At 62.1% G+C, this 24,156-nt stretch carries 18 protein-coding genes; 10 read left to right on the top strand and 8 right to left on the bottom strand.

All coding sequences use genetic code 11. The features are described 5' to 3' along the window. The first annotated feature begins 57 nt into the window (after positions 1-57). Genes ACLEJQ_RS21715 through ACLEJQ_RS21705 form a run of 3 tightly spaced genes read left to right on the top strand, consistent with a single transcriptional unit; the run spans position 58 to position 2,650 of the window. The gene (locus ACLEJQ_RS21715) at positions 58-756 is read left to right on the top strand and encodes a CoA transferase subunit A (protein ID WP_440798301.1); all 699 of its coding nucleotides are present in this window, start codon (positions 58-60) and stop codon (positions 754-756) included. A gap of 35 nt (positions 757-791) precedes the next feature. Then, the gene (locus ACLEJQ_RS21710; RefSeq protein WP_092327245.1) at positions 792-1,457 is read left to right on the top strand and encodes a CoA transferase subunit B; all 666 of its coding nucleotides are present in this window, start codon (positions 792-794) and stop codon (positions 1,455-1,457) included. A gap of 11 nt (positions 1,458-1,468) precedes the next feature. After that, positions 1,469-2,650, top strand: coding sequence for an acetyl-CoA C-acetyltransferase (locus ACLEJQ_RS21705; RefSeq protein ID WP_440798299.1), 1,182 nt, complete (start codon positions 1,469-1,471; stop codon positions 2,648-2,650). A gap of 173 nt (positions 2,651-2,823) precedes the next feature. Here ACLEJQ_RS21705 and ACLEJQ_RS21700 read toward each other — a convergent pair whose 3' ends face one another. After that, positions 2,824-3,534 (bottom strand): FadR/GntR family transcriptional regulator, encoded by a 711-nt coding sequence (locus ACLEJQ_RS21700; protein ID WP_440798297.1) that lies wholly within the window; start codon positions 3,532-3,534, stop codon positions 2,824-2,826. Between the two features lie 325 nt (positions 3,535-3,859). Here ACLEJQ_RS21700 and ACLEJQ_RS21695 point away from each other — a divergent pair, with 325 nt between their 5' ends. Both ACLEJQ_RS21695 and gudD read left to right on the top strand, forming a co-directional pair. Then, positions 3,860-5,206 carry an MFS transporter gene (locus ACLEJQ_RS21695; protein ID WP_440798295.1) on the top strand — a complete coding sequence of 449 codons (1,347 nt, stop codon included), beginning with the start codon at positions 3,860-3,862 and terminating at the stop codon, positions 5,204-5,206. Between the two features lie 28 nt (positions 5,207-5,234). Next, positions 5,235-6,578 (top strand): glucarate dehydratase, encoded by a 1,344-nt coding sequence (gene gudD, locus ACLEJQ_RS21690; protein WP_440798294.1) that lies wholly within the window; start codon positions 5,235-5,237, stop codon positions 6,576-6,578. Positions 6,579-7,435: 857 nt separating this feature from the next. On the opposite strand, the gene glgB is transcribed toward gudD, so the two are convergent. The 3 genes from glgB to ACLEJQ_RS21675 form a co-directional block, all read right to left on the bottom strand. Further along, the gene (gene glgB / locus ACLEJQ_RS21685) at positions 7,436-9,670 is read right to left on the bottom strand and encodes a 1,4-alpha-glucan branching protein GlgB (RefSeq protein ID WP_440798292.1); all 2,235 of its coding nucleotides are present in this window, start codon (positions 9,668-9,670) and stop codon (positions 7,436-7,438) included. An 11-nt stretch (positions 9,671-9,681) separates the two neighbouring features. Further along, positions 9,682-13,026, bottom strand: a complete 3,345-nt coding sequence (gene treS / locus ACLEJQ_RS21680; RefSeq protein ID WP_440798291.1) for a maltose alpha-D-glucosyltransferase — start codon at positions 13,024-13,026, stop codon at positions 9,682-9,684. 211 nt (positions 13,027-13,237) lie between these two features. Next, a complete protein-coding gene (locus ACLEJQ_RS21675; protein WP_440798289.1) occupies positions 13,238-15,235 on the bottom strand; it encodes an alpha-1,4-glucan--maltose-1-phosphate maltosyltransferase in 1,998 nt (665 codons plus the stop codon). Positions 15,236-15,440: 205 nt separating this feature from the next. Between ACLEJQ_RS21675 and ACLEJQ_RS21670 the strand changes: the two genes are divergently transcribed. Next, a complete protein-coding gene (locus ACLEJQ_RS21670) occupies positions 15,441-15,605 on the top strand; it encodes a hypothetical protein (RefSeq protein ID WP_440798287.1) in 165 nt (54 codons plus the stop codon). Positions 15,606-15,735: 130 nt separating this feature from the next. Here the strand turns inward: ACLEJQ_RS21670 and ACLEJQ_RS21665 are convergent, their stop codons facing one another. After that, complete coding sequence (locus ACLEJQ_RS21665; RefSeq protein WP_440798285.1) at positions 15,736-16,236, bottom strand: MgtC/SapB family protein; 501 nt, start codon at positions 16,234-16,236, stop codon at positions 15,736-15,738. Between the two features lie 136 nt (positions 16,237-16,372). Between ACLEJQ_RS21665 and ACLEJQ_RS21660 the strand changes: the two genes are divergently transcribed. From ACLEJQ_RS21660 to mapR, 3 genes are all read left to right on the top strand, one after another. Next, positions 16,373-16,609 carry a DUF3203 family protein gene (locus tag ACLEJQ_RS21660; RefSeq protein WP_440798283.1) on the top strand — a complete coding sequence of 79 codons (237 nt, stop codon included), beginning with the start codon at positions 16,373-16,375 and terminating at the stop codon, positions 16,607-16,609. Between the two features lie 353 nt (positions 16,610-16,962). Continuing rightward, positions 16,963-18,372 carry a cytochrome c oxidase accessory protein CcoG gene (gene ccoG, locus ACLEJQ_RS21655; RefSeq protein ID WP_440798281.1) on the top strand — a complete coding sequence of 470 codons (1,410 nt, stop codon included), beginning with the start codon at positions 16,963-16,965 and terminating at the stop codon, positions 18,370-18,372. Between the two features lie 155 nt (positions 18,373-18,527). Next, on the top strand, positions 18,528-19,937 hold the full coding sequence (gene mapR / locus ACLEJQ_RS21650) for a GntR family transcriptional regulator MpaR (RefSeq protein ID WP_440798279.1): 1,410 nt from the start codon (positions 18,528-18,530) through the stop codon (positions 19,935-19,937). 117 nt (positions 19,938-20,054) lie between these two features. Here the strand turns inward: mapR and ACLEJQ_RS21645 are convergent, their stop codons facing one another. Both ACLEJQ_RS21645 and ACLEJQ_RS21640 read right to left on the bottom strand, forming a co-directional pair. Beyond that, positions 20,055-20,801 carry an SDR family oxidoreductase gene (locus ACLEJQ_RS21645; protein ID WP_440798277.1) on the bottom strand — a complete coding sequence of 249 codons (747 nt, stop codon included), beginning with the start codon at positions 20,799-20,801 and terminating at the stop codon, positions 20,055-20,057. 159 nt (positions 20,802-20,960) lie between these two features. Next, the gene (locus tag ACLEJQ_RS21640) at positions 20,961-21,839 is read right to left on the bottom strand and encodes a Dyp-type peroxidase (RefSeq protein ID WP_440798275.1); all 879 of its coding nucleotides are present in this window, start codon (positions 21,837-21,839) and stop codon (positions 20,961-20,963) included. 251 nt (positions 21,840-22,090) lie between these two features. Here ACLEJQ_RS21640 and ampC point away from each other — a divergent pair, with 251 nt between their 5' ends. Beyond that, positions 22,091-23,239, top strand: coding sequence for a class C beta-lactamase (gene ampC / locus ACLEJQ_RS21635; protein WP_440798273.1), 1,149 nt, complete (start codon positions 22,091-22,093; stop codon positions 23,237-23,239). A gap of 185 nt (positions 23,240-23,424) precedes the next feature. On the opposite strand, the gene ACLEJQ_RS21630 is transcribed toward ampC, so the two are convergent. Next, positions 23,425-23,973 carry a DUF4174 domain-containing protein gene (locus ACLEJQ_RS21630; RefSeq protein ID WP_440798271.1) on the bottom strand — a complete coding sequence of 183 codons (549 nt, stop codon included), beginning with the start codon at positions 23,971-23,973 and terminating at the stop codon, positions 23,425-23,427. Positions 23,974-24,156 lie beyond the last annotated feature (183 nt).

Here is a 24,156-nt window from a genome sequence, read left to right as displayed (position 1 = left end):
TGACTTGGCGCAACACTGCATCTCATTGCGACCCCATCAAGAATAAAAGAGGTGTCTATGGCAGGTTTCGACAAACGCGTGAGCTCTTATGAAGAAGCGCTCGAGGGCTTGAAGGACGGCATGACCGTCATTGCCGGCGGCTTCGGCCTGTGCGGCATTCCGGAAAACCTGATCGCCGAGATCAAGCGCAAGGGCATCCGCGACCTGACCGTGGTCTCCAACAACTGCGGCGTCGATGGCTTCGGCCTCGGCGTGCTGCTGGAAGACCGGCAGATCCGCAAGGTGATCGCTTCCTACGTGGGCGAGAATGCACTCTTCGAGCAGCAGTTGCTCAGCGGCGAAATCGAAGTCCAGCTCACCCCCCAAGGCACCCTCGCGGAGAAAATGCGCGCCGGCGGCGCAGGCATCCCGGCGTTCTTCACCGCCACCGGCGTCGGCACGCCCGTGGCCGAAGGCAAGGAAGTGCGTGAATTCCATGGCCGCCAATACCTGATGGAAGAGTCCATTACCGGCGACTTCGCCATCGTCAAAGGCTGGAAGGCCGACCACTTCGGCAACGTGGTCTATCGCCACACCGCCCAGAACTTCAACCCGCTGGCGGCCACGGCGGGCAAGATCACCGTGGTGGAGGTCGAGGAAATCGTCGAGCCCGGCGAGCTGGACCCGACACAGATCCATACCCCCGGCATCTACGTCGACCGGATCATCTGCGGCACGTTCGAAAAGCGCATCGAACAGCGCACTGTGCGCAAGTGATCCCCAGCCCCCGGCCCGAATGAAGGAATAACGACATGGCACTTTCCCGCGAACAAATGGCTCAACGCGTCGCCCGCGAAATGCAGGACGGCTACTACGTGAACCTGGGCATCGGCATCCCGACCCTGGTCGCCAACTACATCCCCGAAGGCATGGAAGTCATGCTGCAATCGGAAAACGGCCTGCTCGGCATGGGCGCCTTCCCCACCGAAGCGGAGGTCGACGCCGACATGATCAATGCCGGCAAGCAGACCGTCACCGCGCGCATCGGCGCCTCGATCTTTTCTTCGGCCGAATCGTTCGCCATGATCCGTGGCGGCCACATCGACCTGACCGTGCTGGGCGCATTCGAAGTCGATGTGCAAGGCAACATTGCGTCGTGGATGATCCCTGGCAAACTGGTCAAGGGCATGGGCGGCGCGATGGACCTGGTGGCCGGTGCCGAAAACATCATCGTTACCATGACTCACGCATCCAAGGACGGTGAGTCGAAACTGCTGCCGCGTTGCAGCCTGCCGCTGACCGGCGCCGGATGCATCAAGCGCGTGCTGACCGACCTGGCCTACCTGGAAATCCAGGACGGCGCCTTCATCCTGAAAGAACGTGCCCCGGGCGTCAGCGTCGAGGAAATCGTCGCCAAGACCGCCGGCAAGTTGATCGTGCCGGACCACGTCCCTGAAATGCAGTTCGCTGCCCAGTGAGGAGAGATTCGATGCAAGAAGTCGTGATTGTCGCCGCCACCCGTACCGCCATCGGCAGTTTCCAGGGTTCGCTGGCTTCCATTCCCGCACCGGAGCTCGGTGCGGCGGTGATTCGTCGCCTGCTGGAGCAGACCGGCCTGGCCGGCGAGCAGGTCGATGAGGTGATTCTCGGTCAGGTGCTCACTGCTGGCTCGGGCCAGAACCCGGCTCGCCAGGCGTCGATCCTCGCCGGCCTGCCCCACGCCGTTCCGGCACTGACCCTGAACAAGGTCTGCGGCTCGGGCCTCAAGGCGCTGCACCTAGGCGCCCAGGCGATCCGCTGCGGTGACGCCGAGGTGATCATCGCCGGCGGCATGGAGAACATGAGCCTGGCTCCCTACGTGCTGCCGGCTGCGCGCACCGGCCTGCGCATGGGCCACGCAAAGATGATCGACAGCATGATCACCGATGGCCTGTGGGACGCCTTCAACGATTACCACATGGGCATCACCGCCGAGAACCTGGTGGATAAATACAGCATCAGCCGCGAGGAGCAGGATGCCTTCGCTGCCGCTTCCCAGCAGAAAGCCGTCGCCGCCATCGAAGGCGGCCGGTTCGCCGATGAGATCACGCCAATCCTGATTCCTCAGCGCAAGGGCGATCCGGTGGCCTTCGCCACCGACGAACAACCGCGTGCCGGGACCACCGCCGAATCCCTGGGCAAGCTCAAGCCTGCCTTCAAGAAGGATGGCAGCGTCACCGCAGGCAATGCGTCCTCGCTCAACGATGGCGCCGCCGCCGTGATCCTGATGAGCGCGGAAAAAGCCAAGGCCCTGGGCCTGCCGGTGCTGGCCAAGATCAGCGCCTACGCCAACGCTGGCGTCGATCCGGCGATCATGGGCATCGGCCCGGTCTCGGCCACCCGCCGCTGCCTGGACAAGGCCGGCTGGTCGTTGGAGCAACTGGACCTGATCGAAGCCAACGAAGCCTTTGCCGCCCAGTCACTGGCAGTGGCGAAGGAACTGAAGTGGGACATGGACAAGGTCAACGTCAACGGCGGCGCCATCGCCTTGGGCCACCCTATTGGCGCTTCAGGCTGCCGCGTGCTGGTATCGCTGCTGCATGAGATGATCAAGCGCGACGCCAAGAAAGGCCTCGCGACCCTGTGCATCGGCGGCGGCCAGGGCGTGGCCCTGGCGCTGGAACGCGCATAGCCCGCAACGGGTTCAACGGTGGTCGCGCGGTCCCACGAATGGCCGCACAGCCACTGGCAACATCACCGGCACAACTTCGGTTGTGCCGGTTTTTTTTGCCTGTCTGTTTACGGGAAACTTCACGGGCCTATCGCGAGCAGGCTCGCAATGCGGTGAATCAGGCAATGAGGCCGTCAGGACCTGGCGCCAAACCGGTCGCGGCTGTTGGTCAGGTGCAGCCACATGGCGGCGCGGGCGGCGTCGGGGTCCTGGCGCTTGATGGCGTTGAAGATGGCCTCGTGTTCAAGGTTGGCCAGTTGCGCCAGTTTGCCCAGGTCCGCCTGGCCGCGCTCAGCGACGTTGACCCGGGTCCGGGGGATCATCGCACTGCCCAGGTGCTGCATGATCTCGACAAAACAGGTGTTATCCGTGGCTTCGGCAATCAGCAGGTGAAAACGCCGGTCGGCTTCGACGCAGCTGTCGTTGTTACTCAGCAACCGCTGGTAGTCGTCCAGCGCCTGACGCATCTGCTGTAGCTGGTGCTCGCTACGCCGCTGGGCGGCCAGGGCGGCCGCCTGGGTTTCCAGGCCCATGCGCAACTCCAGGATCCCGCGCACTCCCGCCGCCGTATCGACGTTGAGCCGCAGCCCCGGCTCACCGGTCTGCTCCAGCACAAAGGTGCCGATGCCGTGGCGGGTTTCCACCAGGCCCGAAGCCTGCAACTTGGAAATCGCCTCGCGCACCACCGTTCGGCTGACGCCGTGCTCCTGCACGATAGCGCCTTCCGATGGCAATTTTTCACCCGGTTTCAGCTGCCCCAACAAGATGCTCTGGCTCAGCTTCGCCACCAGGTCGTGGGCCAGGTTAGGAGTACGCTTGCGCCGAGGCGCGTCGGTGTCTTGCATGCCAAGGTTCCTCGAAAACAGGCCTGGCGATGCTACCACCAGTAGGCCCGCCCGTAACGAACAATGAACATTCAACTTGTATGACAACACACAGCTCATCAGAGATACGACCCGCGTATAGCAACTCCTCCACGGCGGTTACGCTGCATGAACGCTTTAAAAAAGCCGCGTGCTACCGAACAAATACGGCATAAAAAGCGCCTTACGGCTATCCAAACGTGATCAGAAACTTCTTGTCATCTAAAAAAATCCAGTTGTATGATGTCTATCAACATCGGCACCTGCACGATGCCCCGCATAAAAATAACGAGTGGGAGAAAATCCAGTGAACACATCCAGCCTCCAGGCGAATGCCGGCGCGGATCCGGTGCTGCTGTCGGCCATTGCCAAGGTCAAGCGCCACATCCTGCCGCTGTTCGTCATCATGTTTATCGTCAACTACATCGACCGAGTGAACATCGGCTTCGTGCGCACACACATGGAGCATGACCTGGGCATTGGCGCTGCCGCCTACGGCTTTGGTGCCGGCCTGTTCTTCATCGGTTATGCGCTGTTCGAAGTACCCTCCAATATCCTGCTGCAACGAATCGGCGCACGTATCTGGCTCACCCGCATCATGCTCACCTGGGGCCTGGTGGCCGCCGGCATGGCGTTCATCCAGAACGAAACCCACTTCTACATCCTGCGTTTCCTACTGGGCGTGGCCGAAGCCGGTTTCTTCCCCGGGGTGATCTATTACTTCACCCGTTGGTTGCCCGGCGCCGAGCGTGGCAAAGCCATCGCCATTTTCCTCAGTGGCTCGGCCGTCGCCTCGCTGATCTCCGGCCCGCTGTCCGGCCTGCTGCTGCAAATCAACGGCCTGGGCATGCACGGCTGGCAGTGGATGTACTTCATCGAAGGGATGTTCTCGGTGTGCCTGTGCGTCTTCGTCTGGTTCTGGCTGGACTCCAAGCCCCACGACGCCAAATGGCTCAACCGCGAGGAACAGGACGCGCTGGTCAATGCCATCGACGATGAACAGCGCGCTCGTGAAGCCGCCACGCCGATCAAGCTTTCCATCGGCCAATTGCTCAAGGATCGCCAGATCATCCTGTTCTGTCTGATCTATTTCTTCATTCAACTGACTATCTATGCCGCCACCTTCTGGCTGCCGAGCATCATCAAGAAAATGGGCGAGCTCAGCGACCTCCAGGTCGGGATGTTCAACTCCATTCCCTGGCTACTGTCGATTGTCGGCATGTACGCCTTCGCCTCGCTGTCGGCGAAGTGGAAATTCCAGCAGGCCTGGGTCGCCACTGCCCTGCTGATCGCCGCGGCCGGAATGTTCATCTCCACCACCGGCGGCCCGGTCTTCGCCTTCGTCGCCATCTGCTTCGCGGCGCTGGGCTTCAAGTCGGCCTCGTCGCTGTTCTGGCCGATTCCCCAGGCCTACCTGGACGCACGGATCGCCGCCGGGGTGATCGCATTGATCAACTCCGTGGGCAACCTTGGCGGGTTCGTCGCGCCGACCACATTCGGCCTGCTGGAACAGCACACCGGTTCGATCCAGGGCGGGCTCTATGGCCTGGCAGCAACCTCGATCATCGCCGCGATCATCGTCTTCGCCGCACGCAACACGCCCAAGTCCAAATCCGCAGCGACGCCGGCCACCCCTGCCACCAGCCACGTCTGATCATCGATTCGTCCAAGGATAAGTGCACATGAACCCACAAGAAGCCAGCAAAGCCCCGATCATCACCAGCATGCAGATCGTGCCCGTCGCCGGTCATGACGGCATGCTGCTGAACCTCAGCGGCGCCCATGGCCCGTTCTTCACCCGCAACATCGTGATCCTGAAAGACAACGCCGGCCGTACCGGCGTGGGCGAAGTGCCCGGTGGCGAACGCATTCGCCAGACGCTTGAGGATGCCCGCGCCCTGGTGGTCGGCAGCCCCATCGGCACCTACCAGAAGATCCTCAACAGCGTGCGCCACGCGTTCGCCGACCGCGATGCCGGGGGCCGCGGCCTGCAGACATTCGACCTGCGCATCACTATCCACGCGGTCACCGGGCTGGAAGCGGCCCTGCTGGACCTGCTCGGGCAACACCTGGACGTACCGGTCGCCGCCCTGCTCGGTGAAGGCCAGCAGCGCGATGAAGTGAAAATGCTCGGCTATCTGTTCTACGTGGGCGATCGCCAACAGACCGACCTGCCCTACCGCAGCGAGCCGGACGCCGACAACGACTGGTTCCGCGTACGCCACGAAAAAGCCCTGGACGCCGACGCCGTGGTGCGCCTGGCCGAAGCTGCCCATGCGCATTACGGTTTCCAGGACTTCAAGCTCAAGGGCGGCGTGCTCAAGGGCGACGACGAAATCGAAGCCGTCACGGCCCTGGCCGAGCGTTTCCCCCAGGCGCGCATCACCCTGGATCCGAACGGCGCCTGGTCACTCAAGGAAGCGATCCGCTTGTGCCGCGACCAACACAAGGTCCTGGCCTATGCCGAGGACCCTTGCGGCGCGGAAAACGGTTACTCCGGGCGTGAGGTGATGGCTGAATTCCGCCGCGCCACGGGCCTGAAAACCGCCACCAACATGATCGCCACCGACTGGCGCGAGATGGGCCATGCGATCACCTTGCAGTCAGTGGACATCCCACTGGCCGATCCGCATTTCTGGACCATGCAGGGCTCGGTGCGGGTGGCGCAGATGTGCAACGAATGGGGCCTGACCTGGGGTTCTCATTCCAACAACCACTTCGACATTTCGCTGGCAATGTTCACCCACGTGGCCGCCGCCGCACCGGGCGACATCACCGCGATTGACACCCATTGGATCTGGCAGGACGGCCAGCGACTGACCAAGGCGCCGCTGCAAATCCGCAATGGTTGCGTGCAGGTGCCTAAGAAACCGGGGTTGGGGATCGAGCTGGACACCGACCAACTGGCCAAGGCCCATGAGCTGTACAAAGGTATGGGCCTGGGGGCGCGGGACGATTCGGTGGCGATGCAGTACCTGATTCCGGGTTGGACCTTTAACAACAAACAGCCTTGCCTGGTGCGCTGAGGGATACGGCAATGCCCGCTGTGTGGCCGCGGGCTTGCTCGCTAAAGCCTCGGATCAGCCAACCCAAGAGCAGCTGAAAGTCCGCCTGAGCAAGAAGCCCGCACAATTGGAGTGAGGTCCGACCGCAGAACCAGGCCAGCTGTAAGGCCGCCATCGCGAGCAGGCTCGCTCCCACAGTTGAGTTGGGGTACAACCGGGAGAGCCAGGGCGGCCGTCAGGCCGTCTTCGCGAGCAAGCCCGCTCCCACAGTTTGAGTTGGGGTACAACCGGGAGAGCCAGGGCGGCCGTCAGGCCGTCTTCGCGAGCAAGCTCGCTCCCACAGTTTGTATTGGGGTACTCCAGGAGAGCCGGGTCGGCTGTCAGATCACCTCGCGGGCAAGCTTTGCTCCCACAGATGAGTCCAGACACAACCGGAAGAAAAAGGCCGGCCGTCAGGCGGCCTCGCCTTTGCTTTGCTTTGCTTTGCTTTGCTTTGCTTTGCTTTGCTTTGCTTTTGATCTTGGACGCCCCATCAACCACAAGGGCCGAACGCAGGCATTGCGTCGTGGGCAACCCGGCATGGATGCCGGGTTAGCCGCGCAGGGCCATGGAGGGCCCATCGCGGCGGGCCCACGGAGCAATGCCGGAGTGAGGGAACACCGAGCCTTGGCGAGGTGCCCAGTGGTGGGGCGAGGCGCTTTTGGTTACTTTTGGCGCCCTTTCAAAAGTAACCCGCCGTAAGGGCGGAACCCTAAGCAGCCATTACCGCAGCAACGGATATGCCCCCAATCAACAATCCCAGGCTTAATTAAGGCCGCCATCGCGAGCAGGCTCGCTCCCACAGAAAAATCCCCACAGAGTCTGTGAGAACCTGCAACTTAGCCCTCAGGCCGCAGGATCAGCACCGCCAACGGCGGCAGATTCAGCTCAAGCGACAGAGCCTGCCCATGGCTGGGCACGGCTTCGGTGGAAGCTCCGCCGCCATTGCCATAGTTGGATCCCGCATAAGTGTCGGCATCACTGTTGAGCAACTCCACCCAACGCCCGGCAAACGGCACGCCTACCCGATACGCCTCACGAGGTACCGGCGTGAAGTTGGCCACCACCAGCACCGGCCGCCCCTCCTTGCTCCAGCGCAGCCACGCATAGACGCTGTTCATTGCATCGTCGCCAATCAACCACTGGAAACCCTGCGGCGCATCATCCTGATCATGCAGCGCCGGCTCCTCGCGATAAAGCCGGTTCAGGTCGCTCACCAGTTTTTGCACCCCACGGTGCTCGGCGTATTGGGTCAGGTACCAATCCAGCTGCTGATCGTGATTCCACTCGCGCCATTGACCGAACTCGCAGCCCATAAACAGCAGCTTCTTGCCCGGATGGCCCCACATGAAGCTGAGATAGGCTCGCAGGTTGGCGAATTTCTGCCAGCGATCACCCGGCATCTTGTCGATCAGCGAGCGTTTGCCGTGAACCACTTCGTCGTGGGAAATCGGCAGCACGAACCGTTCGGACCAGGCGTACGCCAGGCCGAAACTCAGCTCGTTGTGATGATGGGCGCGATACACCGGGTCTTGCTGGATGTAGTGCAGCGAATCGTGCATCCAGCCCATGTTCCATTTGTAGGCAAAGCCCAGCCCGCCCTGCTGCGTGCTCTGGCTGACGCCCGGCCATGCCGTGGACTCCTCGGCGATGACCAGCGCGCCGGGGGTTTCCAGCGCCACCACGTCGTTGAGGTGCCGCAGGAAATCGATGGCTTCCAGGTTCTCGCGCCCGCCGTGCCGGTTAGGCACCCATTCGCCGGCCTTGCGCGAATAGTCGCGGTACAACATCGAGGCAACCGCGTCGACACGCAGGCCGTCGATGTGAAAATGCTTCAACCAGTGCAACGCCGACGCCAGCATGAACCCATGGACTTCGGTGCGTCCCAGGTTGTAGATCAGGGTGTCCCAATCCTGGTGGAAGCCTTCCAGTGGGTTGCCATACTCGTATAACGCGGTGCCGTCGAACTGGGCCAGGCCGTGGGTGTCGGTGGGAAAATGCGCCGGCACCCAGTCGAGGATCACACCGATGTTCGCCTGGTGGCAGGCATTGACGAACGCGGCGAAATCGTCCGGCGAACCGTAACGCGCCGTCGGGGCGAACTGCGACAGGGGTTGGTAGCCCCAGGAGCCGCCAAACGGATGCTCCATGATCGGCATCAGTTCGATGTGAGTGAAGCCCAGCTCCTTGACGTAAGGGATCAGCCGTTCGGCCAGTTCATGCCAGTTGTATTGGCGTGACACCTCCCCCGCCTCGTCGATTTCGCATTGCCAGGATCCGGCATGCAACTCGTAGATCGACAATGGCGCTCCCGGCAGTTGGCGCTCGCGCCGATGCTGCATCCATTCATCGTCCTGCCATTGGATCTTCAGCGGCGTGGCGACCCTGGACGCGGTGTCCGGCGGCATCTGGCTGGCCAGCGCCACCGGGTCGGCCTTGAGCGGCAGAATCCCGTGGGCGCCGAGGATTTCATACTTGTAGGCCTCCCCCGCGCCGAGGCGCGGGATGAACAACTCCCAGACCCCGGATGGATAACGGATGCGCATCGGATGGCGACGTCCGTCCCAGACGTTGAAGTCGCCGACCACCGAGACCCGTCGCGCATTCGGCGCCCATACGGCAAAACGCACACCCTCGATGCCATCCACCGTCGTCAGTTGCGCACCGAGGCACGAGCTGAGATCGCGATGATTGCCCTCGGCGAACAGGTAAAGATCCATCTCCCCCAGCAGCGGCCCGAAGCTGTACGGGTCTTCGGCGACTTGTTCGCCACCGGCCCATCGGGTGCGCAGCCGATAGGCCTGGGTGTGGTCGAAATGCCCGACGAACAGGCCCGGGGTTTCGCTCAGTTGCAGCTCACCGAGTACTTCGTCGCTGTCACGGGCCAGTACCTGCACGCTCAGCGCGCCGGGCAGATAGGCCCGGATAAATTGCCCGCCTGCACCGTCGCCATGGGGGCCCAGGATGGAAAACGGGTCGTGATGTTCGGCGCGCACCAGCGCGTCGATGTCACGGGGCGACGGCAGCAGTGAAGCTTTAGCCTGCCCTTGTGGTTCTTTGTTCGAGACACTCATGATTCTCTCCACTAAATCGGTCCGGCTAAGTCGGAAAAGGGTTCCAGCCCACTTAATAACCCGTACAGGCCGTGCAACGGCACGGGCAGCCAGGCGGGGCGATTCTCGGCTTCATAGGCCACTTCATAGGCCGCCTTCTCCAGGCCGAACAACGCCAGTGCGGCGTCTTCGCCTTCAGCATCCTTCCACTCATGGGCAAGACCAGCTGCCGCCTGCCGATATGCCTGGACAAATGCCTGGCGGGCCTCTGCCAGGTAACGATCGGCCACCCGTTGCCGGGCCGCATCGGCATCGGCGGTGCTGTCGACGGTGTGCAAGTGAATCGCCATCGCCGCCGCGTAATCGAAGGAACGCAACACGCCGCTGACGTCCTTGTAAGGGCTGTGCTTACCTCGGCGTTCATGCAGTGGCCGTGCCGGCTCGCCTTCGAAGTCGATCAGGTAGGCATCGCCCTTGATCACCAGCACCTGCCCCAGGTGCAGGTCGCCGTGGACACGGATGCGCAAGCCACCGACAGCCTTGCCCGCCAGTTCCTGTACATGGGCCAGGACGGTTTTCTTGTGTTCCAGCAAGCGTGCGACCATCGCCTGGTCCGCAGGGTTCAATTGCCCCTGGTTCTGCTTGAGCAGGCGCAAGGCGTTTTCCACCTGCGCGGCCACGTCCTTGCCTATGGCTTGGGCGTCCTTGGCGCGGGTGACCTGCGGTTCGAAGTCCGGATTGTCGGTGGGCTGGGCCAGCACCTGATGCATTTCCCCCAGACGCTGACCGAGCATTCCGGCGAAATCCTTCAACTCGCCCAGGGCGTTGTAGTGCTGCTCCTGCTCGGACACGGCATCGGCCAACTCGTCGCGCAAGGCGCGTTCGAGGTTGTTCTGGGTCCATTCCCACGCATCACCCTGATTGCTCAGGTAGCCTTGGGCGATCATCAGCAACGCATCCTCGCCCTGGGCATCGCGGCGGATCACCGAACCCAGCAGCGGTGAAATATTGCTGAAGCCGGCAGCGGTCAGGTAAGCGCTCATCTCCAGTTCCGGATGCACGCCGGAGGCGACCTTGCGGATCAGCTTGAGCACCAGATTGCCGCCCACCACCACCGAACTGTTGGACTGCTCGGCGGACAGATAACGCACCTCCGGCTCATTCCCCAGATTCAACGCCGCCAGACCTTCGGCAGGCTCGAAACGCAACTCACCGTCCGCACATGGCAGCACCGTGCCGGCCTGCATGCTCTGCAACACCGAGCGAATGAAGCTTTCCAGGCTGAACGCATCGGTGATGAATCCCACCTGACGCCCCCGCCGAACCCGCGACAGGGCCAGTTGCTGCGGCAAGGCCGCGCCCAACTGATCTTCGGCCAGCAGGCCGAACGGCAATTGATAACGCAGGGTCTGGCCGCCGCTGGTCACCTCGATTTCGCTGAGCAGCACCGGATGCTGCGGATCGCCAAAGCGCACGCCATAGACAATATCGACGTTCTCGATGGCGCTGTCCTTGCCGGCAAACCAGCGACGGTTCTGCAACCAGTTTGGCAGGATGGTTTGCTCCAATGTGGTGCGCGACGGCGCTTCGAGCAATTCTTCCAGGCGTTTCTTGAGCACTAGGGTGGTGAAGTCCGGCAGGCTCTGGGCCGGTTCCACGTGCCAGCTCGGCATCTGGTTTTCCGCCGCCAGGGCGAACCAATAGAAACCGTACGGCGCCAGGGTCAGCAGGAAGTTCAGCTGGCCGATGGGCGGGAAGGCGTTCCCCCCCAGCATCTCCACCGGCACCATGCCTGCATAAGCCGACAGGTCCAGTTCGGCGGCCTGGGCGCTGCGCGATACGTTGGCCACGCACAGAATGATTTCGTGTTTGCCGTCCGCACCGGTGTATTCGCGGGTGTAGGCCAGGATCCGCCGGTTGCTCGGCGAAAGCATTTTCAACGTACCGCGGCCAAAGGCCTTGGACTGCTTGCGCACCGCCAGCATCCGCCGCGTCCAATTGAGCAGCGAGTGCGGGTCGCCGGACTGGGTCTCGACGTTGACCGACTGGTAGCCATACAGCGGGTCCATGATCGGCGGCAGCACCAGGCTGGCCGGGTCGGCCCGGGAGAAACCGCCGTTGCGGTCGATGGACCACTGCATCGGCGTGCGCACGCCATCGCGGTCGCCCAGGTAAATGTTGTCGCCCATGCCGATTTCATCGCCGTAGTACAAAGTCGGCGTACCGGGCATCGACAGCAGCAGGCTGTTGAGCAGCTCCACCCGGCGTCGGTCGCGCTCCACCAGCGGCGCCAGGCGCCGGCGAATCCCCAGGTTGATTCGCGCCCGACGGTCGGCGGCGTAGTAATTCCACAGGTAATCGCGCTCCTTGTCGGTGACCATCTCCAGCGTCAACTCATCATGATTGCGCAGGAAAATCGCCCACTGGCAATTGGCGGGGATTTCCGGAGTCTGGCGCAGGATGTCGGTGATCGGGAAACGGTCTTCCTGGGCCAGCGCCATGTACATGCGCGGCATCAACGGGAAGTGGAATGCCATGTGGCATTCGTCGCCATTGAGGCCTTGCGCGTCAACGTCCCCGAAGTACAGCTGGGTGTCTTCCGGCCACTGGTTGGCTTCGGCCAGCAACATGCGGTCGGGATAGTTGGCATCGATCTCGGCGCGGATCAACTTGAGGACGTCGTGGGTCTCGGGCAGGTTTTCGTTATTGGTGCCGTCACGTTCGATCAGATACGGGATGGCATCCAGGCGCAGGCCGTCGATGCCCATGTCCAGCCAGTAGCGCATCACCGACAACACAGCCTTGATGACCTGCGGATTATCGAAGTTGAGATCGGGTTGGTGGGAATAGAAGCGGTGCCAGAAGTACTGGCCGGCTACCGGGTCCCAGGTCCAGTTGGATTTCTCGGTGTCGAGGAAGATGATCCGCGTGCCGTCATACTTGTGATCGTCATCGGACCAGACATAGAAGTCCCGAGCCGCCGAACCGCGCTTGGCCTTGCGCGCGCGCTGGAACCACGGATGCTGGTCCGAGGTATGGTTGATGACCAGCTCGGTGATGACCCGCAGGTTGCGCTTGTGGGCTTCAGCGATGAACCGCCGCGCATCGGCCATGGTGCCGTAGTCGGGGCTCACGCCACGGTATTCGGCGATGTCATAACCGTCGTCGCGGCGCGGCGAGGGGTAGAACGGCAGCAACCAGATGGTGTTGACGCCCAGGTCGGCGATGTAGTCGAGCTTTTCGATCAGGCCCGGGAAGTCGCCGATTCCGTCGTTGTTGGAGTCGAAGAACGACTTCACATGGACTTGGTAAATCACCGCGTCCTTGTACCAGAGCGGGTCGTTGATAAAAGCGGCAGACCGAGGTTTCTTCGCCATTTGCAACTCCTGATGAATTCAATAAAGCCGCTGGGACGGGCGTGCGAGATCCTCTGACGGCCAGAACGCCTTTGTGGCGAGGCAGCTTGCTGCCGCTCGGTTGCGCAGCAACCGCTGATGGGGAGCGCTTCGCACTCCAGCGGGAGCAAGCTCCCTCGCCACAAAAAGCCCCCTGGCCTGGGACACTCGTTCGCCACAAAAGGCCATGGAGTCAAGCCACACTGATCCGCCAGATCCCGAACGGCTGGTACGCCGGATCGATCCGCATGAACTGATACTTGCCATACCAGGTCCAGCGGTGGCCGTTCATCAAGTCCTCGCCCTGGGTCTGGGCATCGTCCGGCAGGCCCATCTCCCATAGCGGCAACTCGAAATTGGCCTCCTGCGGGTGGTGCGGATCGAGGCTCACCGCCACCAGGATGAAATTGCTGCCGTCGGGCGTGCGCTTGCCGAAAAACAGAATGTTGTCGTTCCAGGCGTTGTAGATCTTCAGGCCCAGGTGCGTATGCAACGCCGGGTTCTGCCGGCGGATTCGGTTGAGCTGGGCGATTTCGGCAATGATGTTGCCCGGTGCGGTGAAATCCCGGGGGCGGATCTCGTACTTCTCCGAGTCCAGGTATTCCTCCTTGCCCGGCACCGGCGCCGACTCGCACAGCTCGAAGCCCGAGTACATGCCCCAGAGGCCCGAGCCCATGGTCGCCAATGCCGCACGGATCAGGAAACCGGCGCGCCCCGACTCGTGGAGGAAGGCCGGGTTGATGTCCGGGGTATTGACGAAGAAGTTCGGCCGGTAGCATTCGCGCAGCGGCGACTCGTTGAGCTCGGTGAAATAGGTCGCCAACTCGGTCTTGGTATTGCGCCAGGTGAAATAGGTATAGCTCTGCGAATAGCCCACCTTGCCCAGCCGCGCCATCATGGCCGGCGTGGTGAAGGCTTCGGCAAGGAACATCACTTCCGGATGCTGGGCGCGCACATCGGCGATCAACCACTGCCAGAACGGCAACGGCTTGGTGTGGGGATTGTCGACGCGGAAAATCTTCACGCCTTCGTTGACCCAGCCGACCACGATATCCCGCAGCTCTAGCCACAGGCTGGGAATCGCGTCGGCGGCATAGAAGTCGACGTTGACGATGTCCTGGTACTTCTTCGGCGGATTTTCCGCGTATTTGATCGTGCCGTCCGGGCGCCAGCTGAACCAGCCCGGGTGCTGCTTGAGCCAGGGGTGGTCCTGGGAACACTGGATCGCGAAGTCGAGGGCGATTTCCAGGCCATGGGCCGCCGCTGCCGCCACCAGCCGGCGGAAGTCCTCACGGGTGCCCAATTGCGGATGGATCGCTTCGTGCCCGCCGTCCTCGCTGCCGATGGCGTAAGGGCTGCCCGGATCATCGGGACCTGCGGTCAGGGAATTGTTCGGACCTTTGCGAAAACTGCGACCGATGGGATGGATCGGCGGGAAGTACAGCACATCGAATCCCATGTCCTGGATCATCGGCAGGCGCGAATGCACGTCATTGAAGGTGCCGTGGCGGCGTGGATCGTCGGTGATCGAACGGGGAAACAATTCGTACCAACTGGCGAACTGGGCCCGTTCGCGCTCTACATCCAAGGGGTATTCCGGGCTGATGCTCAGGTAGGGTCGGTGATCGGCCAGGGACATGAGGTCGGCACTGTGCGGTGCCAGGAACAACGCCACCTGCTCGGCTGGCAGAAGGCCCGACAACTGGTGATGCAAAGCCGCCAGTTGTTCGCTCAGTTGGCCGTCACTGCGCTCGGCGGCTTGCTGCACGTGGTTGCGACCTTCCTGGAGCTCCAGGCTGATCGGCACGCCGGCGGCATATTTTTTTTCCAGCTCGTAGCGGAAACTGGCGAACTGATCGAGCCAGGCCTCGATGCAAAATACATAGCGCCCTTGGGTAGGCACATTGAAGTGTCCGCGCCAACTGTTGTTGCCGAGGTCAGTCATCACCTCGCTGTTCCAGACCTCATGTTCCAATGCGCGCCAGCGGATGCGCACCGCCAGTTTATCGTGACCATCCATGAACACTTTGCTGGTCACCGTTACGTCCTGCCCCGCCACCGCCTTGACGCCGAACTGCCCGCCGTCAATCACCGGCATGGTGTTTTCAATCGCGATACGTGGCAACAACAAAGCGTGAGACAACGGCAGGTTCGGGTTGTAGGCCAAGTCAGTCGGGTGTTCAGCAGTCATCGAGCATCGCTCCTTTTACGCCCCATGGACGCGCTTGTGGGTTAAAGGCCCAACGGGTCCTGTGAAAAAACTCACTTAAACTCCGAACCAAGCCGATAGCCAAAAGTTCAGCGAGATTTGCCCAGCCCGGCGGGATAAAAGCCAGCCGGGGGCGGTCACAAAAATAAGCACGACTCAAGCCATGTGCATCCCGGAGGCTCGACCGATGACTATCCCCATCCCGGCTGAAACCCCTGATCCGAACATTGACGATCCCAACCTGCCACCCCCCGGTCCTGATCCCGAGCCGGTCCCGGAAAAAGACCCGCCGCCCGATCCGCAGCCACCGCTGGGAGATCCACCGAGCGAGGCGCCGCCGGAGAGGGTTTGACCCGAACCGTGCGGATCATTTGTGGGAGCGAGCCTGCTCGCGATGACGATGTAATAGCCAACACTTCAGTTGACTGACCCAACGCCATCGCGAGCAGGCTCGCTCCCACAGGGGTGGTGCTGATAATGGCTCAGGGTTTATCGTCCTTATCCAACGCCCGGACAATCACCGGCATCACACTGAAAATCGCCAACGCCAAGATGGTGCTCAACACCGCCGTCGCTTCTCGCCCCAGCCCGGCGGCGACACCGATGGCGGCGGTCATCCACAGGCCCGCAGCCGTGGTCAGGCCTTTTACGTGGCCTTCGTCGCCATTGTTGTTTTTCAGGATAGTACCGGCGCCGAGAAAGCCGATGCCCGCGACCACGCCTTGGATAACCCGGCTCATGGCATCGGCCTGGGAGCCGGACATTTGTGGCACGAGGACGAACAACGCAGCACCCAGGGCGACGAGCATATGGGTCCGCACGCCCGCGGCCTTGCCTTTATGCTCACGCTCGAAACCCAGGATGCCGCCCAGCAACGCCGCCATCAGCAAACGTATGGTGACGCGCGTCATCTGCTGGGCATCGGTGATGTCCGCGAATTCCGCTTGCAGGGTGATCCAGACCTCATGCCACCAGTTTTCCATGAATCGTCCTCTTTATGTTCCATGGACGATGGACCACAAGCGCAGCCAGACGTGCCCCCCGACCGCTGATCCGACGCACCGAACCCTGGCATGGCAGCGACGCCTAACGGTTATTACCCCAGAAAGGAGCACGACCATGATTGAGCGCATCGATGAGGACGGGACTTGCCACATCCGAACGCCAAACGGCCCGCAGGAGCGTCCTGTCGGCGAGTTGACCGTCGTCACTGACCCCGAAAAAGCGATGTCGGCCATTAAGCTGAACGGCGACCTGATTCACATCACCGAGGCTGAGGCCAATGCATTGACCGTGGCTGGGGCGACTGACGGGCGGCACAACCTCAAGGCTACGGACAGTGGGTCCGTGATCTGACCCCACCCAAGGCGACATCGATCTCCTGTGGCGAGGGAGCTTGCTCCCGCTGGACGCGCCAGCGTCCCCTACAATGTGATACCCAAACACAGGGGGCCGCTTCGCGCCCCAGCGGGAGCAAGCTCCCTCGCCACAAGGGCTTATTCGCCCTTAAGCATGTACATCACAAGGACTGATTCGCCCTTAAGCAAAACATCAAAGCCTGTTCGCCTGTGAGCACCTGCTTCAAAGTGCCGCAGCCACGGCGCCTGACGCCATCTGATCCGGTTTTTATCAAGTCACCTGAGTCTGTTATGCAAACAGTTCCATGGTCATAGTTCGTCCGCCAGATACAGGCTGATGAGTGACCGACCATGAGCGAAAGAATCCCCGTCCAGCTGATCCCGACTTTCGAACCCGCGCCGAAAATCCGGGCCAGGACCACCGATAACCTGATCCATACCCGCAGCTTCACCGGCCTGTTCCGCACCTTGCGTATCAGCGGCGCCGGGGTTCTGTTCTTACTGTTCTTCGGCACTGTGTGGCTCAACTGGGGTGGTCGCCAGGCGGTGCTCTGGGACCTCTCCGAAAGCAAATTCCATATTTTCGGCGCAACCTTCTGGCCCCAGGATTTCATCCTGCTCTCGGCGCTGTTGATTATCGCCGCCTTCGGTCTGTTTGCGATCACGGTATTCGCCGGTCGCGTGTGGTGCGGCTACGCCTGCCCACAGAGTTCCTGGACCTGGATTTTCATGTGGTGCGAGAAAATCACCGAAGGCGAACGCAACCAACGGATCAAGCTGCAAGCCGCACCGTGGGGCCTGAACAAACTGCTCCGGCGCTCGGCCAAGCACACGCTGTGGCTGGCCATCAGCCTGCTCACCGGCCTGACGTTCGTCGGCTACTTCACGCCGATCCGGCCGCTGGCCGAAGAGCTGCTGACCTTGCAGATGGCAGGTGTCAGTCTGTTCTGGGTGCTGTTCTTCACCGGCGCCACCTACCTCAACGCCGGCTGGCTGCGTGAGGCGGTGTGCATGCACATGTGCCCTTATGCGCGGTTCCAGAGCGTGATGTTCGACAAGGACACACTGACCATTTCCTACGACGCCGCCCGCGGCGAGATCCGCGGCCCGCGCAAGCGCGATGCGAAGCCGTCCAACATCGGCCTGGGCGATTGCATCGATTGCCAGATGTGCGTGCAGGTCTGCCCTACCGGCATCGATATCCGTGACGGCTTGCAGATGGAGTGCATCGGTTGCGCTGCCTGCATTGATGCCTGCGATTCGATCATGGACAAAATGGGCTACGCCCGCGGCCTGATCAAATACACCTCCGAGCATCAGTTGCAAGGCGGCAAGACCCACCTGCTGCGCCCCCGGCTGATCGGCTATACCGCCGTGCTGCTGGTGATGATCGGCGCGCTGGTCGTGGCGTTGGTGGAGCGTCCCATGGTGTCGCTGGACGTCAGCAAGGACCGCGGCCTGTTCCGCGAGAACAGCCTGGGCCAGATCGAGAACATCTACAGCCTGAAAATCATCAACAAGACCCAGCAGCGCCAGGACTACCAACTGTCTTTGATGGATGGCGCCGGTTTTGTCCTGCAAGGCAAGACACAACTGAGCCTGTCCCCTGGGGAAATCGTCGATGTGCCAGTGTCGGTGGCGATGCTCAACGAGCGGCCCCAGAGCGGCTCCCGGGAAATGGCCTTCAAAGTGGCCGACAGCGACGAGCCTGGCATCTACAGCGTGGCCAAGAGCCGTTTTGTCGCGCCGACGAATCGCTGAAGCCTTAAGATGCAGGACCTTTTTTGTGGGAGCGATCCTGCTCGCGATAGCGGACTGTCAGACTTGTCTGTACTGGCCTCATCGCGAGCAGGCTCGCTCCCACAGGTTGATGCGCAAGGCTGCATATCCCTGAACCGTTCATGACTGGATCGGAAATGAAACGCTACGAAAAATTCGCCGATGACATCGCAGAACTGATCCGCTCCGGCATGCTGGGGCCGGGCCAGCGCGTGCCGTCGGTGCGTTATGCCAGCCAGACCTATGGTGTCAGCCCGTCTACCGTGTTCCAGGCTTATTACCTGCTGGAGCGCCGCGGCCTGATCCGCGCCCGGCCGCGCTCGGGCTACTTCGTCAACGCCCTCACGCCGAGCCCGTTTTCCGAGCCGGCCATCAGTAGCCAGGTACAGGAATCCACCGAAGTCGACGTCAGCGAGTTGGTGTTCTCGGTACTGGAATCGATCAAGGACCCCACCACCGTGCCTTTCGGTTCGGCATTTCCCAGCCCGCAGCTGTTTCCGCTGCAACGGCTGTCCCGCTCGTTATCCAGTGCCACTCGCGACATGGACCCGCGCGTGGTGGTCACCGACATGTCGCCGGGCAATCCACACCTGCGCAGGCAAATCGCCTTGCGCTACATGGTCGGCGGGTTGATGTTGCCCATGGAGGAGTTGCTGGTGACCAACGGCGCCCTGGAGGCCTTGAACCTGTGCCTGCAAGCCGTGACCGAGCCTGGCGACCTGGTGGCGATCGAAGCGCCGGCGTTCTACGCCAGCCTGCAGGTGCTGGAGCGGCTCAAGCTAAAGGCCGTGGAAATCCCCGTCCACCCGCGCGACGGCATCGACCTGGACATGCTCGGGCAAACCCTGGAACGGCACCCGATCAAAGCCTGCTGGTGCATGACCAGCTTCCAGAATCCTATGGGCGCGACCCTGCCCGAGGCGCGCAAGCAAGCCTTGGTCGAACTGTTGCGTCGCCATCAGGTGCCGCTGATCGAAGACGATGTGTACGCCGAGCTGTACTACGGTCAGCAGGCACCCAAGCCGGCCAAGGCATTCGACACCGAGGGGCTGGTGATGCACTGCGGTTCGTTCGCCAAGAGCCTGGCACCGGGCTATCGCATCGGCTGGGTTGCCGCCGGACGCTACGCGCAGAAAATCGAACGGCTCAAGCTCATGACTTCGTTGTGCGCCTCGATGCCGGCCCAGGCCGCCATCGCCGACTACCTGCAACACGGTGGCTACGATCGCCACTTGCGCAAACTGCGCTACGCCCTGGAAGAACAGCAGAGCGCAATGCGTGCTGCCATCGCCCGCTATTTCCCGCCCCAGACGCGGGTCAGCCAGCCTGCGGGCGGTTACTTCCTGTGGCTGGAACTGCCGGAGCAGATGGATTCGCTGAAGCTGTTCCAGATGGCCCTGGCCCAGGGCATCAGCATCGCACCGGGACCGATCTTTTCACCGACCCGGCGTTTTCGAAACTGCATCCGCTTGAACTATGGCAGCCCATGGACCGAGGTGTCGGAAAAGGCCATGGAAACCTTGGGACGGATTATCCGGTCGTTCTGATAGGGGTAATCTGGGCGGACTTATCGCGAGCAGGCTCGCTCCCACAGGGATCTGCTGCGTGCCTGAAATGTGGGAGCGAGCCTGCTCGCGATGAGGCCCGGACAGACGACATAAAACTCAGCGCCCGCCCCCCAGGTCCACAAACGTCCCGGTGGCATACGAAGCCTTGTCCGACAGCAACCAGATGATCGCTTCGGCCACTTCATCCGGACGCCCACCGCGGGCCATGGGAATCGCCGATTCCAGCTTGCTGACGCGGTCCGGGTCACCACTCAGGGCATGGAAATCGGTGTAGATGTAGCCGGGGCGAACCGCATTGACGCGGATGCCCTCACCGGCCACTTCCTTGGACAGGCCGACAGTGAACGTGTCCAGGGCGCCCTTGGACGCGGCATAGTCGACGTATTCGTTCGGCGAGCCCAGGCGCGCGGCAACCGAAGAAACATTGACGATACTGCCGCCCTGCCCTCCGTGCCTGGGCGACATACGCAACACGGCGTGCTTGGCGCAGAGCATCGGCCCGAGCACGTTGGTCTTCATGATCTTGAGAATGCGGAACTCGGACATTTCGTCGAGCCGGGACTTGTGCGCGACCGTGCCGGCGTTGTTCACCAAGGCAGTGACCCGGCCCAACTCGGCATCCACCCGGCCGAACAGGCCAACGACTTCGTCCTCGATGCTCACGTCGGCCCGCACGGCAATCGCCTGCGCGCCCTTGGCCCGGACCTGTTCGAGCACCTCCTGAGCGGCACTTTCATCGGTCTGGTAGTTGATGCAGATCCGATACCCCAAGTCGGCGGCCAACAGCGCCGTAGACGCCCCGATTCCGCGGCCGCCACCGGTGATGACGATGACTTTATCCACCTTTGCTTCTCCCGTTCCACGGACAGACGTCGGCCCCAAGGATAGCGCTCACGTTACGCTTTTGCACAACCGTGGCGAGGGAGCTTGCTCCCGCTGGGCTGCAAAGCAGCCCCTTCTCAATAAGGCGCCGTATTCCTCGTCACGCTGGCTTGAACCGCTTTAACCGAGCAGAACACGCAGGTCCAGGCGCCCGTCCACCTGCGGCGGGCACCAGTAGTAGCCGCCAGTGATCGGCCGGCTCATGCGATACAAGCCGTCGGTAATGCCATCCTCCAGGCCGCTCATGCGCCGCAGTTGCGCTTCAAAGGCGTCGAGGGAAAAACCAAACGCGAGGAACATCAACCCCGCACGATCACCCTCGATCCAGGGCATGGAGCGGCGTACGAGGAACGCCTGCGGTGTATAGCTTTCCTGGGCCGTGCGTTTGACATGGGCCGATTCCGGCGCATCGTCGATTTCCTCATTGTCACTCAGGCGCCGCCCCATGATGTTGTCGCGCTCATGGGGGGACATCGCGGCGAAACCGTCGAAATCATGTTGCCACTGCTGAATCGCGGCAAAACTGCCGCCGCGCAAGCCGTCGGCGCCTTGGGCCAGGGCTGCGGCGATGGCGGCTTCGTCGTGGGGGTTTTCGGTGCCGTCCTCATAACCCGTCAGGTCGTGGCCGGTCATGTGGCGGAAGGTTTCATTCATCTGCACCAGGCGCAACGCCGGGGCCAGCGCCGCTTCGATAGCGCGACTGCGGTGCAGCAACTCGCCGCGGTCCTCGCCGTGCAACCAGCACCACAAAGCATGCTGGGTCGAGGGGTTGTCCACGCCCACGCCGGTCAACGCCGGGAACGCCCGCAGCCCGTCGATCCGGGCGCCGAGGGCCTGGACCAGCGATTCGCCAAAGCCCACCACCGCTCGACCGTCCAGTTGGAGCAGGAGTCTGTCTATCGCAGCCGGCAGCGCCTCGACCGATTCCAGGGCGAAAAACATGTGGCGGGCCTGAGGCGGAACAGGGGTGGCGAGAATGCCGGGCTGGTAGTAACTCATGGGAACTCCTTCAGAATGAAGCGCAAGTCTACCCGGCGGCCGGGGATTTGTGTGGGTCGCCAGCCTGGACGAGCCTGGATCTTTGCGTAGGACTTCTACTGCGCCCGCGTCGGATCGCTCCGAACGTGATTTGAGCCGCCGGATGCATCATTGCCGAGTCATCGAAAACCTCCTAGATTGACCGCCCCAAGGTGGATCCAGGCGACGGAAGCTGGATACCCGATTCGCGCACTTCAAGGAGACGGTCCGACATGCACCTCGCCAAATCGATACTCGCAGGCGCCTTTATCCTGGCCTGCGGGACGACACCGGGCTTCGCCCAGGCCCCCATCCAAGACACGGTCAATGCCGTCATCCAGCCGTTGATGGAGCAACAAGACATCGCCGGAATGGCCGTGGCGATCACCTACAACGGGCAACGCCACTACTTCAACTACGGAGTGGCTTCCAGGGATACGAAGAAACCCGTCACCGACCAGACTCTGTTCGAGATCGGCTCGATCAGCAAGACCTTCACTGCGACGCTCGGCGCCTATGCCCAGGCCTTGGGCAAACTGTCCCTGGCGGACCCGGCCAGTCGCTTTGCCCCCGAACTGCGCGGCAGCGCCTTCGAGGGCGTCAGCCTGCTCAACCTCGCCACCTACAGCGCCGGTGGGTTGCCGCTGCAGTTTCCCGGGGACGCCGACCATGCCGATCGTATGTTCGGTTACTACAAAACCTGGAAACCGCTCTACCCGACCGGCACCCAGCGGCTGTATTCAAACCCGAGCATCGGCCTGTTCGGCTATCTGGCGGCCCGCAGCCTGGAGCGCCCCTTCGATGACCTGATGGAGCAGACGCTGATGCCAGGACTGGGCCTCAAGCACAGCTATGTGCGGGTACCCAAGGAGCAGTTGAGCCAATATGCCCAGGGTTATGCGAAGGATGGAAAACCGGTCCGGGTTGGACCTGGCGCCCTGGATTCAGAGGCGTATGGGGTGAAGACCAGTTCATCGGACCTGATTCGCTTCATCGAAGCAAACCTGCAACCGCAAAGGCTCGACGCCGACCTGCGCCAGGCCATTGCTACGACCCAGACCGGGTTCTACACGGTAGACGGTATGAACCAGGGGCTGGGCTGGGAGTTTTACCCGGGCCCGGTCAGCCTCGAAGCGTTGCTGGCCGGTAACAGCGCAAAAATGGCCTTCGAACCGCATCCAGTGGAGCCCGTCACCCCACCGCGCCCGGCACCCGACGGAGCCTGGATCAACAAGACCGGCTCGACCGGCGGCTTTGGCGCCTACGCGGCGTTCGTGCCCGGCAAGAACATCGGGATCGTATTGTTGGCGAACAAGAACTACCCGAATGAAGAGCGAGTGAAGGCCGCCTACAGGATTCTCTCAGCGCTGGATCAGAACTGACAGCTGAGTGGATCCCCCCTGTGGCGAGGGAGCTTGCTCCCGCTGGGTCGCGAAGCGACCCCAAAATGCATGCAGGGATAACACAGGGGGCTGCTACGCAGCCCAGCGGGAGCAAGCTCCCTCGCCACAAGAACCTCCGGTGAAGTCGCGCCAAAGCCACGGACGGAATTCATCCGCATTCAAGGTCAATCATCCAACGGCTTCGGCGCCGCCGGTGCCTTGCCCGGCTTACCCGGCTTGGCGCCCTTCGCTTCCTTCGCCGGCGCCGCTTCCGGTGCCGGAGGCGGAGTTGGCGCCGCCGCTTCCTTTTCCGTCGCAGGCAGCTTGTCAACGGTGTCGAACAGCTCTTTCAATTCAATCGCGCCGGAATGTTCGAGTTTCTTTTCACCGTCCTTGCCCACCAGGATGATCTTGGTCTGGGCGCCGGCACCGAGCTTGAGAGAGCGAATCAACGCCATGGTGCTCTGCGGGTCGAGATCTTTGCCGTCGCGCTGGCCAATGGTGTTGAGCACGGTATAGAGCACCATGTTGCGCTCGGAAAAGCCCTGCTTGCCGGCCGGCTCTTCCAGGGCTTTTTTCAGGCTGACCCAGGCCGGGTCGACTGTGCTGGGCGCGATGACGATCAAGGGGCGTGCCTTGCCCATCTCCGCCACCAGTGGTGAGTCGCCATCCGCAGCGAACAGGGGACCGACAAAGGCCAGCAAGGTAGCAAAGGTCAACGACCGAATGAGCATGCGCCTCTCCTTCTGATATTCACGCTGTACTGATTGCACATGGCGGCAATTGTTCCGCGAGAGTCGCCCGATACCGCACTTGCCTGCCTTGAAGCTTAGGCCAGTGGATTCATTGCGCAACCGTAGGCACACAGTACCGAAAGCGCTGCAACACAGGCATGTCATCCAGAGCAGACCCCTTGT

Origin of the sequence: Pseudomonas sp. SMV71 (assembly GCF_052042015.1) — a bacterium.
GTDB lineage: Bacteria > Pseudomonadota > Gammaproteobacteria > Pseudomonadales > Pseudomonadaceae > Aquipseudomonas.
This window is presented reverse-complemented; position numbering and strand designations above follow the sequence as displayed.

Bases quoted from the DNA above. Each gene is read 5' to 3' on its own strand.
- ACLEJQ_RS21715 (WP_440798301.1), top strand. From the start codon at position 58: ATGGCAGGTTTCGACAAACGCGTGAGCTCTTATGAAGAAGCGCTCGAG.
- ACLEJQ_RS21710 (WP_092327245.1), top strand. From the start codon at position 792: ATGGCACTTTCCCGCGAACAAATGGCTCAACGCGTCGCCCGCGAAATG.
- ACLEJQ_RS21705 (WP_440798299.1), top strand. From the start codon at position 1,469: ATGCAAGAAGTCGTGATTGTCGCCGCCACCCGTACCGCCATCGGCAGT.
- ACLEJQ_RS21700 (WP_440798297.1), bottom strand. From the start codon at position 3,534: ATGCAAGACACCGACGCGCCTCGGCGCAAGCGTACTCCTAACCTGGCC.
- gudD (WP_440798294.1), top strand. From the start codon at position 5,235: ATGAACCCACAAGAAGCCAGCAAAGCCCCGATCATCACCAGCATGCAG.
- glgB (WP_440798292.1), bottom strand. From the start codon at position 9,670: ATGAGTGTCTCGAACAAAGAACCACAAGGGCAGGCTAAAGCTTCACTG.
- treS (WP_440798291.1), bottom strand. From the start codon at position 13,026: ATGGCGAAGAAACCTCGGTCTGCCGCTTTTATCAACGACCCGCTCTGG.
- ACLEJQ_RS21675 (WP_440798289.1), bottom strand. From the start codon at position 15,235: ATGACTGCTGAACACCCGACTGACTTGGCCTACAACCCGAACCTGCCG.
- ACLEJQ_RS21670 (WP_440798287.1), top strand. From the start codon at position 15,441: ATGACTATCCCCATCCCGGCTGAAACCCCTGATCCGAACATTGACGAT.
- ACLEJQ_RS21665 (WP_440798285.1), bottom strand. From the start codon at position 16,236: ATGGAAAACTGGTGGCATGAGGTCTGGATCACCCTGCAAGCGGAATTC.
- ACLEJQ_RS21660 (WP_440798283.1), top strand. From the start codon at position 16,373: ATGATTGAGCGCATCGATGAGGACGGGACTTGCCACATCCGAACGCCA.
- ccoG (WP_440798281.1), top strand. From the start codon at position 16,963: ATGAGCGAAAGAATCCCCGTCCAGCTGATCCCGACTTTCGAACCCGCG.
- mapR (WP_440798279.1), top strand. From the start codon at position 18,528: ATGAAACGCTACGAAAAATTCGCCGATGACATCGCAGAACTGATCCGC.
- ACLEJQ_RS21640 (WP_440798275.1), bottom strand. From the start codon at position 21,839: ATGAGTTACTACCAGCCCGGCATTCTCGCCACCCCTGTTCCGCCTCAG.
- ampC (WP_440798273.1), top strand. From the start codon at position 22,091: ATGCACCTCGCCAAATCGATACTCGCAGGCGCCTTTATCCTGGCCTGC.
- ACLEJQ_RS21630 (WP_440798271.1), bottom strand. From the start codon at position 23,973: ATGCTCATTCGGTCGTTGACCTTTGCTACCTTGCTGGCCTTTGTCGGT.